The 13,722-nt window shown below is 69.5% G+C and carries 11 protein-coding genes; 8 read left to right on the top strand and 3 right to left on the bottom strand.

The window, feature by feature from the left end; translation table 11 throughout:
• Positions 1–70 precede the first annotated feature (70 nt).
• Positions 71–661, top strand: a complete 591-nt coding sequence (locus ACT535_RS14120; RefSeq protein WP_476364873.1) for a cupin domain-containing protein — start codon at positions 71–73, stop codon at positions 659–661.
• Between the two features lie 10 nt (positions 662–671).
• Here ACT535_RS14120 and ACT535_RS14125 read toward each other — a convergent pair whose 3' ends face one another.
• The 3 genes from ACT535_RS14125 to ACT535_RS14135 all read right to left on the bottom strand — a co-directional run bounded on the left by ACT535_RS14125 (position 672) and on the right by ACT535_RS14135 (position 3,207).
• Positions 672–1,331: a MarC family protein gene (locus tag ACT535_RS14125; protein WP_210254496.1), complete on the bottom strand. Its 660-nt coding sequence runs from the start codon at positions 1,329–1,331 to the stop codon at positions 672–674.
• A gap of 104 nt (positions 1,332–1,435) precedes the next feature.
• The gene (gene acuI / locus ACT535_RS14130) at positions 1,436–2,422 is read right to left on the bottom strand and encodes an acrylyl-CoA reductase (NADPH) (RefSeq protein ID WP_476364874.1); all 987 of its coding nucleotides are present in this window, start codon (positions 2,420–2,422) and stop codon (positions 1,436–1,438) included.
• Positions 2,423–2,466: 44 nt separating this feature from the next.
• The gene (locus ACT535_RS14135) at positions 2,467–3,207 is read right to left on the bottom strand and encodes a FadR/GntR family transcriptional regulator (protein ID WP_476328062.1); all 741 of its coding nucleotides are present in this window, start codon (positions 3,205–3,207) and stop codon (positions 2,467–2,469) included.
• 168 nt (positions 3,208–3,375) lie between these two features.
• Here ACT535_RS14135 and ACT535_RS14140 point away from each other — a divergent pair, with 168 nt between their 5' ends.
• From ACT535_RS14140 to ACT535_RS14170, 7 genes are all read left to right on the top strand, one after another.
• Positions 3,376–4,611, top strand: coding sequence for an ABC transporter substrate-binding protein (locus ACT535_RS14140; protein ID WP_168458988.1), 1,236 nt, complete (start codon positions 3,376–3,378; stop codon positions 4,609–4,611).
• Position 4,612: 1 nt separating this feature from the next.
• The gene (locus ACT535_RS14145) at positions 4,613–5,842 is read left to right on the top strand and encodes an MFS transporter (RefSeq protein ID WP_476364875.1); all 1,230 of its coding nucleotides are present in this window, start codon (positions 4,613–4,615) and stop codon (positions 5,840–5,842) included.
• A 20-nt stretch (positions 5,843–5,862) separates the two neighbouring features.
• The gene (locus ACT535_RS14150; protein WP_476364876.1) at positions 5,863–6,684 is read left to right on the top strand and encodes an enoyl-CoA hydratase/isomerase family protein; all 822 of its coding nucleotides are present in this window, start codon (positions 5,863–5,865) and stop codon (positions 6,682–6,684) included.
• A gap of 10 nt (positions 6,685–6,694) precedes the next feature.
• The gene (locus ACT535_RS14155) at positions 6,695–8,116 is read left to right on the top strand and encodes a class I adenylate-forming enzyme family protein (RefSeq protein WP_476364877.1); all 1,422 of its coding nucleotides are present in this window, start codon (positions 6,695–6,697) and stop codon (positions 8,114–8,116) included.
• Positions 8,117–8,291: 175 nt separating this feature from the next.
• Positions 8,292–9,782: a glucan biosynthesis protein G gene (locus ACT535_RS14160; RefSeq protein WP_476364878.1), complete on the top strand. Its 1,491-nt coding sequence runs from the start codon at positions 8,292–8,294 to the stop codon at positions 9,780–9,782.
• Entirely contained in the window at positions 9,770–11,905 is a 2,136-nt protein-coding gene (mdoH, locus tag ACT535_RS14165; protein ID WP_476364879.1) for a glucans biosynthesis glucosyltransferase MdoH, read from the top strand. Before ACT535_RS14160 ends, mdoH begins: the two co-directional genes overlap by 13 nt.
• Positions 11,906–12,376: 471 nt before the next feature.
• Entirely contained in the window at positions 12,377–13,681 is a 1,305-nt protein-coding gene (locus ACT535_RS14170) for an MFS transporter (RefSeq protein WP_168458994.1), read from the top strand.
• Positions 13,682–13,722 lie beyond the last annotated feature (41 nt).

Consider the following 13,722-nt stretch of genomic DNA (forward strand, 5'->3'; position numbering starts at 1 on the left):
TCGGCCAATTGCAGAGGCTGAACAAGTCGTTTTCTGAACGCCACTATGTCATTGAAAATCCTCACCACGAATGGCAGTAATTTCGATATTCGCAACACGTGCAACAGGGGCTTCCGCCATGGACATCGGGGACCGGCTGCGCCAGTTGCGGCTGCTGCACGGCATTTCCCAGCGCGAGCTGGCCAAGCGGACAGGCGTGACCAACTCGACCATCTCGCTGATCGAGTCCAACACGTCCAACCCCTCGGTCGGCGCCCTGAAGCGGATTCTGGAGGGCATCCCCATCGGCCTCGCGGAGTTCTTCGCGTTCGAGCCGGAGGCGCCGAAGCAGACGTTCTATGCCGCCGAGGAACTCACCGAGATCGGCAAGGGCGCCATCTCCTATCGCCAGGTGGGAGAGCGGCTGTTCGGCCGCAAGCTGCAGATTCTGAAGGAATGCTACCAGCCGGGGGCGGACACCGGCGTCGTCCCGCTCGTCCACGAGGGCGAGGAAGGCGGCATCGTCCTGTCCGGGCGGCTGGAGGTGACGGTCGACGATGTGCGGCGCATCCTAGGCCCCGGCGACGCCTATTATTTCGAGAGCCGCCGCCCGCATCGCTTCCGCTGCATCGGCCCCAACCCCTGCGAGGTCATCAGCGCCTGCACCCCGCCGAGCTTCTGAGCGCGCTGCCTCAGCCCGCGTGCGCGACCCAGGCGGGGAAGAGGTGGCCGAGCGCGTCGCTCAGCATCTCCATAGCGATGGCCGCCAGCACGATGCCCATCAGGCGCTTGGAGATGCTCAGCGCGGTCGGCGAGAGGATGGAGGAGAGGGCCGGCGCCACGGCCATCGCAATGCCGAAGAACACCACATAGCCGATGAGCCCGAGATAGAACCCCGCCGCGCCGCCCGCAGTGGCGCTGGAGCCCGAGAAGATGATGATGGTCGTCATCGTGCCCGGGCCGATGGAAAGCGGAATGCCCAGCGGGTAGACGCCCATGCTGGAGGCCGAGCTGAAGGTCTTCTTTTCCGCCTCCGTGCCGGCATGCGCGCTGTGCTCCTCGCCGCTGAGCATGGAGAGCGCGAGAAGCAGCACGATGAGCCCGCCCGCCAGCTGGAAGTGGGTGACGTCGATGCCGAACATGCCCAGCACGAAGCGTCCGCCCAGCGCGCAGACGAGGCAGCCCAGCGCCACCGTCGCGTTCAGCACCAGCATGGTGCTGCGCCGCTCGGCCGGGGAGCGGTCCGCCGTCAGGCTCAGGAACACCGGGATGATCGTCAGCGGGTTCATGATGGCGAACAGCGCCGCGAACAGCTTGGCGGACAACGTCAGATCGATACCGGCGAGATTCACGTCGCAAGCCCCCTGCGGCGGACGATTCAGGAGACCTGACCCTAGTGCAGGGGACCCTCGGGCTCAATGCGGGCGCGTCGCGGCGGCGCGCCCGCTTTGCCCGCTCAGATGCGCACCACCGTGCGCCCGCGCACGCCGCCGGCGATGATGTCGTCCGCCACCTGCGGCAGGTCCTCCAGCGCGACCTCGCGGGTGACGAGATCGAAATCGGCCTCGGTGAGGAGTTCCCCCAGGCGGGTCCACGCCGCGAGGCGGCGCGGGGTCGGGCAATTCACTGAATCGACGCCCAGCAGCGCGACGTTGCGCAGGATGAAGGGGAAGACGGTGGTCGGCAGGTCGGTGGCCGCCGCGAGGCCGCAGGCTGCAACAGCGCCGCCGTAGCGGGTCGCGGCGAGCACGTTGGCGAGGATGGTGCCGCCCACGGTGTCCACCGCACCGTGCCAGCGCTCGCCGGCCAACGGCTTGCCCGCTGCCGCATAGGTGGCGCGGTCCACGATGTCGGTGGCGCCGAGGCTCTTCAGGAAGTCCGCCTCGGCCGGGCGGCCGGTGAGCGCGCTCGCCTTGTAGCCGAGGCGCGAAAGCAGGCGCACCGCGACGCTGCCCACGCCGCCCGCCGCGCCCGTCACCAGCACATCACCCCCCGCCGCAATGCCGTAGCGCTCCAGCGCATCCACGCACAGCATGGCGGTGAGGCCGGCGGTGCCGATGGCCATGGCCTGGCGCGGGGTGAGGCTTTCGGGCAGCTTCACCAGCCACTCGCCCTTCACCTTGGCCCGCTCGGCGAAGCCGCCGGACCAGTTCTCGCCGACGCCCCAGCCGGTCAGCACCACCTTGTCGCCCGGCGCGAAGCCGGGGTTGTCGCTGGCCCGCACCGTGCCGGCGAAGTCGATGCCCGGCACCATGGGCAGGGCGCGCAGGATGCGGCTCATGCCCTTCAGCGCGAGACCGTCCTTGTAGTTGAAGGAGGAATATTCGACATCCACCGTCACGTCGCCGGCCGGGAGATCAGCCTCGGTGATGGTCTCGATAGCGATGGCCTGCCCGGCGTCGGTCTTGCGCGCCATGAGGGCGCGGAAGGTCTCGGTGCTCATTGGACGTTTCCCTGTGATGTGCGTGGACCGCGCAGGCGGCGTGCTCAGGGCCTTGCGGCCTTGCGGGCCTCTTCGGCCTTCTCGTACTGGGCGCGGATGTAGCGCACGAGCCCGCCGAGGGCGGCCACCGCCGCCTCGCCATCGCGGTCGCGCAGGGCCGCAAGCAGGGTCTCGTGATGGGCGACGATCTCCTTCCGGTCGCGGACGCGGAAGATGATCATGTTGCTCACCGGCATGAGCGCTTCCACCACCGCGTTCATGAGGAAGCGCAGCAGAGCATTGCCCGCCGCGTCCACGATGGTGCGGTGGAAGCGCACGTCGGAGGCGCAAAAATCCTGATCCGAAAGGCTCGCGGTGCGCTGCAGGGCGATCTCCGCCTCCAGCGCCGCAAGGTGGGCTTCCGTGCGGTTGAGCGCGGCGAGGCGGCAGCAGACCGCCTCCATCTCCAGCCGCGCGGTCGCCATTTCCTCGAGCGAGACGCCGCCGGTGGCGACGAGAAGGGTCACGGAGGTGCCCAGGCTGGTGGCCAGCTCTTCCGGCGAGGGGCCGGTCACGAAGGTGCCCCCGGTCGGGCCGCGCCGGGAGCGGATGAGATGGCGCGCCGCCAGCCGCTTCAGGGCCTCGCGTACGGTGGGGCGCGAGACGCCGAACTGGGCGGCCAGTTCCTCCTCGGTGGGCAGACGTTCATCCACCTTCAGCCGGCCGTCCATGATGGCCTGCTGGAGCTGATCGGCGATCTGGCTCGCCGCGCTGGTGGTGACGATCTGGCCGTAGGTCGGTTCCATCTGATCCGTTCCGGGACGCCTTGGTCGTCCCTTGGTCTCAGATCGGCGGCGTCAAATCAACCAAAAATTATTCGTTTGACAAATCTTCAAATGAGCCTTTGGTTCTACAGATCGCGGACGGAGATGCCGCGGCAAAAAGAAGACACTGGAAACGCCGGGAGAGAAGAAATGCGCGCTGCCCTCGTTGCGGCGACCGTGCTGTCGTGCGCCGTCGCCGTCCCGATCACGACCGCCCAGAGGGCTTCGGCCCAAGACCTACCGACCTTCCGCATCGGCGTCATGAACGATCAGTCGAGCCTTTATTCCGACATCGCCGGCCCCGGCTCCGTAACCGCCGCGCAGATGGCGGTGGCGGACTTCAATCCGGAAAAGCACGGTTTCAAGGTCGAGGTGGTCTCCGCCGATCACCAGAACAAGGCGGACATCGGCTCCTCCATCGCGCGGCGCTGGTATGACCTCGACAAGGTGGACGCCATCGTCGACGTGCCGACCTCCTCGGTGGCCCTCGCCGTCGCCGACATCAGCCGCGACAAGAACAAGGTCTTCCTGGTGGCGAGCGCCGGCACGTCCGACCTCACCGCCAAGGCCTGCACGCCCAACACCGTCCACTGGACCTACGACACCTGGGCGCTCGCCAACGGCACCGCCCGCGCCATGATCAAGCAGGGCGGCGATTCCTGGTACTTCCTCACGGCCGACTACGCCTTCGGCCATGCGCTGGAGCGCGATGCGGCCGAGGTGGTGAAGGCCAACGGCGGCAAGGTCATGGGCCGCGCGCTGGCGCCGTTCCAGAGTTCCGACTTCTCCTCCTTCATCCTGCAGGCGCAGGGCTCGGGCGCGAAGGTGGTGGCGCTGGCCAATTCCGGCGGCGACACCATCAATTCGGTGAAGCAGGCGGCGGAGTTCGGCCTGTCGCAGAAGCAGAAGCTCGTCAGCCTTCTCATCTTCCTGTCCGACATCCACTCGCTGGGCCTGAAGACGGCGCAGGGCCTCATGCTCACCAACGCCTTCTACTGGGACCTGAACGACGGCACCCGCGCCTTCGGCAAGGCGTTCGGGGCGCGCAACAACGGCCGCATGCCGACCATGAACCAGGCCGGCACCTATGCCGCCACGCTGCACTGGATGAAGGCCATCGCCGCCATGGACAAGGCGAAGGCCCATGACGGCGCCGCCGTCGTGGCGCAGATGAAGGCCATGCCCACCGACGATCCCCTGTTCGGCAAGGGCCACATCCGCGCAGACGGCCGCACCATCCACGACATGTACCTGTGGCAGGTGAAGACGCCCGAGGAGTCCAAGGGCCCTTACGACTATCTGAAGCTGGTGGCGACCATCCCCGGCGACGAGGCCTTCCGGCCCATGTCGCCCGAGGCCTGCCCCATGCTGAAGAAGGCCGGCTGAGGTGACGGCGCCGGCGACAACCGCCCGCACGGACGGCAAGGCCTTTTCCCTCGCGATCCTCGTGGTCGCGGAAGTGGCGGCGATGGCGACCTGGTTCGCCACCACCGCCTCTCTGGGGGCGATCCGGGCGCAGTGGAGCCTGTCGCCCTTTCAGGAGGCCTTGCTCACCAGTTCCGTGCAGGCGGGCTTCGTCGCCGGCACCCTTCTGAGCGCCTTGCTCTCCCTCGCCGACCGCGCGGACCTGCGGACGCTGTTCTCCGTCTCCGCCCTCGTGGCGGCGCTGGCGAACGGCGCCATCCTCCTGTTCGAGCCCACCCATCCGGCGGTGCCGCTGCTTCGGTTTCTCACCGGCATGTGCATGGCGGGCGTCTATCCCGTGGGCATGAAGCTCGCCGCCACCTGGGCTAAGGGCGATCTCGGCCTGCTCATCGGCATGCTGGTGGCGGCCCTCACCCTGGGCTCGGCCTCGCCCCATGCCATGGCGGCGGTGGGCGGGCTGGATTGGCGCGCGCCGGTGGCGGGCGCGGCGGTGAGCGCGCTGGTGGCCGCCCTCCTCATCCGCTTCGCCAAAATCGGCCCCAACCATGCGAAGGCGCCGCCGCTTCGGCTCTCCAATGCCCTCGATGCGGTCCGGCGGCCGGCGCTGCGGCTCGCCAATCTCGGCTATTTCGGCCACATGTGGGAACTGTACGCCATGTGGGCGTGGATCGGCGCCTTCTTCGCCGCCAGCTTCGCCGCCCGCTATGGCGATGCCCCGCCCCTCGACCCGCGCCTCGCCACCTTCTGCGTGGTCGCCATCGGCGCCGTGGGCGCGCTGGGCGGCGGCTTCGCGGCCGACCGGCTCGGGCGCACCTTCGTCACGGCCCTCTCCATGGCGGTGAGCGGCCTGTGCGCGGCGGGCATCGGCTTCCTGTTCGGCGCCTCGATCTGGCTGGTGCTGCCGCTGGCGCTGGTGTGGGGCGTGACGGTGATCTCCGATTCCGCGCAATTCTCCGCCGCCGTGACCGAACTGTCCGACCGCAGCCTCATCGGCACCATGCTGACGGTGCAGACCTGCGTCGGCTTCCTCATCACCCTGGTGAGCATCCACCTCCTGCCCTATGCGGTGGACGCCTTTGGCTGGCGTTTCGCCTTCCTCATCCTCGCCATCGGCCCCTTCCTCGGCGTCCTCGCCATGCTGCGCCTGCGCCTGCGGCCCGAGGCGGCGAGCATGGCCGGCGGCCGCCGCTGACCCCTCTCCACGAGGCTTCCATGACCTTCACCAAGATCGCTTACGAAACCCGCGACGGCATCGCCCTGCTCACCCTCAACCGGCCCGAGCGCACCAATGCGCTGGACCAGGAGATGCTGGGTGAGATCAACGCCGCCATGGACCGCGCCGAGGCGGATGCGGACGTGAAGACCGTGATCGTGCGCGGCGCCGGGAATGCCTTCTCCTCCGGCTTCGATCTCAAGGCGCAGATGGAGGCGCGCCCGGTGGGCGTCGATGCGTGGCGGCCCGTGCTGCGCAAGGATTTCGACACGGTGATGCGCTTCTGGCATTGCCCGAAGCCCACCATCGCCATGGTGCGCGGCGCCTGCCTCGCCGGCGCCTGCGAACTGGCCCTCGCCTGCGACATGACCATCGCATCCGACGACGCCTTCTTCGGCGAGCCGGAGCTGAAGTTCGGTGCCGGCATCGTGGTGATGCTGCTGCCGTGGATCGTCGGGCCGAAGATCGCCAAGGAGATCATCCTGCTCGGCGAGGACCGGGTGAGCGCACAGCGCGCGGCCGAGATCGGAATGATCAACCGCGTCGTTTCCGCCGACCGGCTGGAGGCCGAGGCGATGCGGGTGGCCCGGCACATCGGCGCCATCGACCCCGGCCTCGTGAAGGAGACCAAGCGCGCCCTCAACCGCGCATTGGAGACGCAGGGCATGTTGCAGGCGCTGGAAAGCGCGCTGGAGATCGATCTTTCCATCGAGGGCGCGGGCTCGGCCGACAAGATCGCCTTCTTCGACGTCGCCCGCCGCGAAGGGCTGCGCGCCGCCATCGCCTGGCGCGATGCGCGCTTCCCGGCGCGCGAAGGCTGAGGGGGCCGTGATGGGCGCGCTCTGCCGCATCCTGGATGACGCGGCCGGCACCGTGGCCGAGGACAGCGGCGCGACGCACAACGCCGACATCCTCCGAACGGAAGCCGCCAGCCTCGCCGCACGCCTGCGGGCGGAAGGGCTCGGCGCCGACGAGCCGGTGGTGGTCCGCGTTGCCAATCGCGCAGCCGACCTCGCGGCTTTCTTTGCCGTCTGGCAGGCGGGCGGCGTCGCGGTGCCGCTCCATGCCGGCGCGGCGGAGATGACCCGCGCCGCCATCCTCGAGCAGACCGGCGCCCGGTTCCTCGTCTGCGATGGCGCCGTGTCGCGCCTCGCAGAGGTTGCCCCGTCGGCCCGGCCCCTGCTCCATGGCGCCGCGCTCATCGTCTTCACCTCCGGCTCCACCGGCAAGCCCAAGGGCGTGGTGCTGGGCCACGACCGCTTCGCGGGCAAGCTCGACGCGCTTCAGGCCCTGCTCGCCCTCGGCCCCGGCGACAGGGTGGTGCTGCCGCTCCAGCTCATCTTCATCTTCGGCCTGTGGGTGGCCCTGCTCTCCCTGAAGACCGGCGCGCGGCTCGAACTGGTGGGCAAGTTCTCTCCCGCCGGCCTCAAGGCGCGCCTTCCCGAGGCCACGGTCCTCGCCACCGTCCCCTCCATGCTGCGCACCTTGTTCGGCGAAGGCGAGGTGGCGGCACCGCGCCTGCGGGCCATCCTGACCGGCGGCGAAGGGCTGGGGACGCATCTCGCCGGGGCCATCGCGGCGCAGCTGCCGGATGCGGGCGTGTTCGATCTCTATGGCCTCACCGAGACGGGTTCCTGCGACTTCTGCCTGACACCGGCTGAGGCGGTGAGCGGGCGCGGCTCGATCGGCCGCCCAACGCAGGGCATCGCCTGTCTCATCTCGGACGATCCTGCGGCCGGCGCCACGGGAACGGGGCCGGACGCGGCGGGCGAGCTGCTCATCCGCACCCCCTTCGGCATGCTCGGCTATCTCGACAATCCGGACCTGACGCAGGCTGCCTTCCGCGACGGCTATTTCCGCACCGGCGACGTGGCGCGGCGGCGCGCGGATGGCTCGGTGGAGATCGTCGGCCGCATCAAGGAGATCGTCTCGCGCGGCGGCAACAAGATCGCGCCGGCCGAGATCGAGACGGTGCTGTGCGCCCATCCCGCCGTCGCCCAGGCCCTCGCCGCCGGCGTGCCCGACCCGCGCCTCGGCGAGGCGCTCCACGCGGCGGTGGTGCTGAGGGCGGGAAGTTCGGCCTCTGCCGAGGACCTCCGCGCATGGTGCGCGGCGCGCATCGAGCGGTTCAAGGTGCCGGACGCCATCCATGTGGTGGCCGCGCTCCCCACCGGCCCCACGGGAAAGGCCTACCGGCCGGGCATCCGCACCCTCGCCGACGCCGCCGCGCAAGGCCCCTCGCAAGGGCAGTGACCCGGTCTCTTCCAGCGAGAAGCGGGCCGCGCGGCGGCCGAACCGAGCGCGAGACCCAATGTCGCGCTCTCGCCGGGGAACCCGGAACCGCCTTCGCGGCTTCCTCTCCTGATGCCGCCGAGGCATGTCCGAACATCCGGGCGGAGGGGACGTATTGCTCGACCGCAGGTCATTCATGCTGGGCGCGGCCGCGCTTTCGGCGCTTCAGGCCGCCGTGGCGCATCCGGCGCAGGCCCAGGAGGGCGAGCGCTTCGATGCCGACACGGTGCGCAACATGGCGCGCCAGCTCGCGGCGAAGCCTTACAAGCAGGGCAACCAGTCCCTGCCCGCCCCGCTCGACAAGCTCAGCTATGACGACTACCGCAACATCCGCTTCAATGCCGACCGCTCGGTGTGGCGCGGCCAGCGCCTGCCGTTCGAGATGCAGCTCCTCCACCGGGGCTTCCTGTTCCGCGATCAGGTGGATGTCTTCGTGGTGGCCGAGGGACGCGCCCGGCGCATCGCCTACGATCCCGGGCTATTCCGCTTCGAGCATGGGCTGAAGGCGCCCGATCCGGGTGCCGATCTGGGCTTCTCCGGCTTTCGCCTGCATGGCCCGCTCAACCGGCCCGATTATCTCGACGAGATCGCGGTCTTCCAGGGCGCCAGCTATTTCCGCGCCGTCGCCAAGGGGCAGCGCTACGGCACCTCCGCCCGCGGGCTCGCGGTGAAGACGGCTTCGGCCTCGGGCGAGGAATTCCCGGTGTTCAAGGCCTTCTATGTGGAGCAGCCGCGGCCGGACGTGCCTTCCATCGTCGTTCACGCGCTGCTCGACAGCCCGAGCGCCACCGCGGCCCACCGCTTCACGATCCGCCCCGGCGACGCCACCGTGATGACGGTGGAAATGGCCCTCTACCCCCGCGCGGACCTGACGGAAGCGGGCATCGCGCCGCTCACCAGCATGTTCCTGTTCGGGCCCGCCGACCATGCCGGCTTCGACGATTTCCGGCCCGCCGTCCGCGATGCGGAGGGGCTTGCCATCACCGACGGCACGGGCGAGCAGCTCTGGCGCCCCCTCGCCAATCCCGGGCGCCTGCAGATCAGCGTGTTCTCCGGCTCGAACGTGCGTGGCTTCGGCCTGATGCAGCGCCAGCGCTCCTTCTTCGACTACCAGGATCTGGAAGCGCGCTACGAGAAGCGGCCGAGCGTGTGGGTGGAGCCCATCGGCGACTGGGGCGAAGGCGCCGTGCATCTGGTGGAAATCCCCACCCCCCAGGAGGTCCACGACAATATCGTCGCCTTCTGGCGTCCCAAGGACACCCTGCGCAAGGGCAGCGAATACAATTACACCTATCGCCTGCACTGGACCTGGGACATGCCGACCCCGCCCGGCCTCGGTCGCGTGGGCGGCTTCCGCGCGGGCGGAAGCGACGAGCGGCGGCTGTTCGTCATCGATCTCGTGGACGGTCCCATGGCGGGGCTGGCGTTGGACGGTGTGCGCGTGGACGTCTCCGCCAGCGCCGGCGAGGCGCGCGATGTGGTGCTCCAGCCCAATCCCGAAGTATCCGGGGCGCGCCTGTCCTTCGCCTTCGAGCCGAAGGGCGCGGGTCTGTCGGAACTGAGGGCGCGTCTCATGAAGGGCGACGTGCCCCTCACGGAAACCTGGCTCTACCGATGGACGCCCTGACGGACACCCGACCGGATGTGCGCCAGGCGCCGGAGGGCGCCCTTCCCCCGGAAGCGCCGCTCGCCATGCCGGCGCAGGATTTTCGCCGCAGGCCGGAGCAGGTCGGTTCCGGCACGCGGCTTGGCGCGTCCCTCGTTGCCCGCCGTGCCTTCGTGTTCGGCGGCGCCATTGCGCTGACGGGACTAGCCGCCTTCGAGATGTACAAGGTGCTCGACGTGGGCGGCCTCACCGCGCTGGAATGCGTTGTGTTGGTGCTGTTCGTCGTCCTGTTCGCGTGGATCGCCCTTGCCTTCACCAATGCGCTCGGCGGCGCCATCAGCCTCCTCTCGGGCCGCAAGGCGCTTGGCATCGATCCCGACGCGCCCCTACCCTCCCCGGCGATCCGCACCGCCCTCCTCATGCCCTGCTACAATGAGGAGCCGCACCGCGTGTTCGCCGGGCTGGAGGCCACATGGCGCTCGCTGGAGGCGACCAGGCGGGCCGACCTGTTCGATGTCTTCATCCTCAGCGACACCACCGATGCGGATGTCTGGGTGGCCGAGGAGGCCGCCTTCCTGGCCTTGCGCCACCGCACCGGCGGGCGCTTCTTCTATCGCCGCCGCGCGCAGAACACGGATCGCAAGGCGGGCAATATCGCGGACTGGGTCACGCGCTTCGGCGCCGCCTACGAGGCCATGCTCATCCTCGACGCCGACAGCGTGATGACCGGCGATTGCATCGTCCGCCTCGCCGACGCGCTGGAACGCACCCCCGACGCCGGGCTGATCCAGACGCTGCCGGTGATCGTTGGCGGGCGCACGCTGTTCGCGCGGCTCCAGCAGTTCGCCGGGCGCCTCTTTGGCCCGCTCATCGCCCACGGCCTTGCCTGGTGGCATGGGCCGCAGAGCAATTATTGGGGCCACAACGCCATCATCCGCACCCGCGCCTTCGCCGGCGCGGCGGGCCTGCCGCATCTCAAGGGCCGCAAGCCATTCGGCGGGCATATCCTGAGCCACGATTTCGTGGAGGCGGCGCTGCTGGTGCGCGCGGGCTGGGGTGTCCACATGGTGGCGGGCCTGCCCGGCAGCTATGAGGAGGGCCCGCCCTCCCTCACCGATCTCGCCGTGCGCGACCGCCGCTGGTGCCAGGGCAATCTGCAGCACGCGGCCGTGCTGCCGGTGCGGGGGCTCAGCTTTGCCAGCCGCATCCATCTTCTCACCGGCATCGGATCCTACGTCTCGGCGCCGCTGTGGCTGCTGATGCTGCTCGCGGGCCTTCTCACATCGCTCCAGGCGCGCTTCGTGCCGCCGGACTATTTCCCCTCCGGCTTCGCCCTGTTCCCCGTCTGGCCGGCGCAGGACCCGGTGCGCGCGGCCTGGGTGTTCGGGGGCACCATGGCGGTGCTGCTTCTGCCGAAATTCATCGCCTTCGCCCTGATGCTCGGCGACGGCGCGGCACGACGCGGCTTCGGCGGCGCCGGTCGGACCTTCCTCGGCATGATGGGCGAAATCCTGCTCTCCGGCCTCATGGCGCCGGTGACCATGGTGTCCCAGTCGTTCGCCGTGGTGAGCATTCTCATGGGACGGGACGGCGGCTGGACTCCGCAGCGGCGCGACGACGGCAGTCTCGGCTGGGGCGAGGCGTTGCGGCACTTCTGGCCCCATACGCTCCTCGGCCTCGGCTTCGCGGCCGCGACCGCCGCCATCGCGTGGCCGCTGATGGCGTGGATGTCGCCGGTGATCCTCGGGCTTCTCGCCGCTGTACCGCTCGCGGTGTGGACCAGCCGGCCGCGGCGGCCCGGCGGACTTCTGGAAACTCCGGAGGCGCAGCAGCCGCCGCCGGTGCTGCGCGCGGCCACGGACCTGCGTGCCGCGCTCGCCGGGACCGATGGCCCGGCGGAAGCCGTGGCGCGCCTTGCCGACGATGCCGATCTTCTCGCCTTCCATCGCAACGCCCTGCCCGCGCAGGGCAAGCGCCTGCCCGGTGACGTTCGGCCCGATCGCCTCGTCGCACGCGCCAGGATCGAGGATGCCGGCTCCCGCGAGGAGGCGCTGGCGCTGCTCTCGACGAAGGAGAAGGCGGCCGCCCTCGCCGATGACCAGGCCCTCACGCGCCTGATCGCCCTGCCGGCCAGGCAGCCCTGAGGCTCTCGCCACGCCCGCCGTTACGGTACCCGGGCCACCAAGCGGCATGTCCGGCCTGCGGACATTCGGGACAATCCTCTGTTGCCAAGCCTCCCGGGGTCCTAACCAGGATCCAAGAAAAATATCGGGAGGATGACATGAACGACGACAGCGGCGCCCCGCCCTTGCCCCTGAGACCCGCAGCCCTTCAACGCCAGAGCATGCGCCGACCGGCTTGCATCGCAGGCTGACCGGATAACGCGTCCTCCATTCTCAAATAGAGCCCGCCGGGAACGATGGCGGCACGGGTCTGCGCTCCGGCGCTGCCATCCCGCGCGCGACCGATGAAATGCCCTGCGGGATTGAGACCCGGCATCGCTCCGGCCCTCGCCGGTGTCGCCCTTGATCGACCGCACGCGGCGGGAGCCGTGGCGGCCGCACGCCGTGTTGTCAAATCACAGCCAAGAACAAATACGGAGGCCCAGAGGACCCATGACACACGCCACCTATCCCCTGTCGGGACAAGCCGCGCCGAGCCTCAGCAAGGGGCAATGGCGGATCATCTTCCTGGCGAGCCTCGGCGGCTCCCTCGAATTCTATGATTTCATCATCTACGGCATCTTCGTTCAGTATATCTCGGCACAATTCTTCCCGACGGAAGATCCTTACGTCTCGCTGATCCTCTCCTTCTCCGTTCTGGCCCTCGGCTTCCTGGCGCGGCCGTTCGGCGGCGCGGTGCTGGGCGTTCTGGGCGACCGCTATGGCCGCCGGCCCGTCTTCGTCGCCTCGCTCGGCCTCACCACGCTCGCCACCATCGCCATCGGCCTTCTGCCGAACTACCAGTCCTGGGGCATCGCGGCTCCGCTGCTGCTGGTGGCCTTCCGCCTCGTGCAGGGCATCTGCCTCGGCGGCGAGCTGCCCGGCGCGGTGACCTATGCGGTGGAGGCGGCGCCCAGGCGGGCGGGTCTCGCGTGCGGCTTCATCATCTTCTGCGTCAATGTGGGCGTGCTCATCGCGACGCTGGTCAACCTCGGCATCCAGTATGCGCTGCCGCCCCAGGATGTGGCGGACTATGGCTGGCGCATCGCCTTCCTGCTCGGCGGCGTCATCGGCCTCGTCAGCTTCGCGCTGCGGCGCAAGCTGGAGGAATCCCCGGAGTTCGTGAACCTGCACGGCAAGGCGACGCGGCATCCCCTGCGCGAGCTGATGCGCCATCACGGCCGCTCGGTGCTGGTCGCGGCGGGCATCGCCGCCATCATCGCCGGCTTCAACGGCATGCTGTACGGCTTCGTGCCCGCCTTCCTCGTGAAGACGCTGCATTATCCCGCCCCCGACGTGGCGCTGGCCATGACGGTGGCGCTGGTGGTCAGCTCGGTGGGCCTCATCCTCGCCGGCTGGGCCGGGGACTTCGTGCCCGGACGCCTCATCCTGCGGGCCGGATCGCTGGGCATGGTGGTCGTGGTGGTTCCGCTGTTCGCGCTGATGGCGAACCACGGTGCCAGCATCGTCCTGGTGCTGAGCCTGCTGTCGCTGGTGTTCTCGCTGGCGAGCGGCATCTGGCCGAGCATCCTCGCCGGCCTGTTCCCGACGCAGGTGCGTTTCACCGGCCTCGCTCTGTCCTACAACGTGAGCGTCACGCTGTTGTCCGGCTTCGCGCCGCTGGCCGCCACCGCGCTCATCGCGCAGACCGGGATGAATGCGGCCCCCGCGCTCTACATCGCGGCGTCCGCGGCGCTGACCTTCTGGTGCAGCTTCCTCATCCCCGCCCGTCCGGCCTCGGCGCTGCCGCCGGCCTGAGGCCGCGCCCCGCCGCCACCGGAACCCACACCCAGGAGAAC

Source organism: Xanthobacter sp. DMC12 (genome assembly GCF_056314105.1).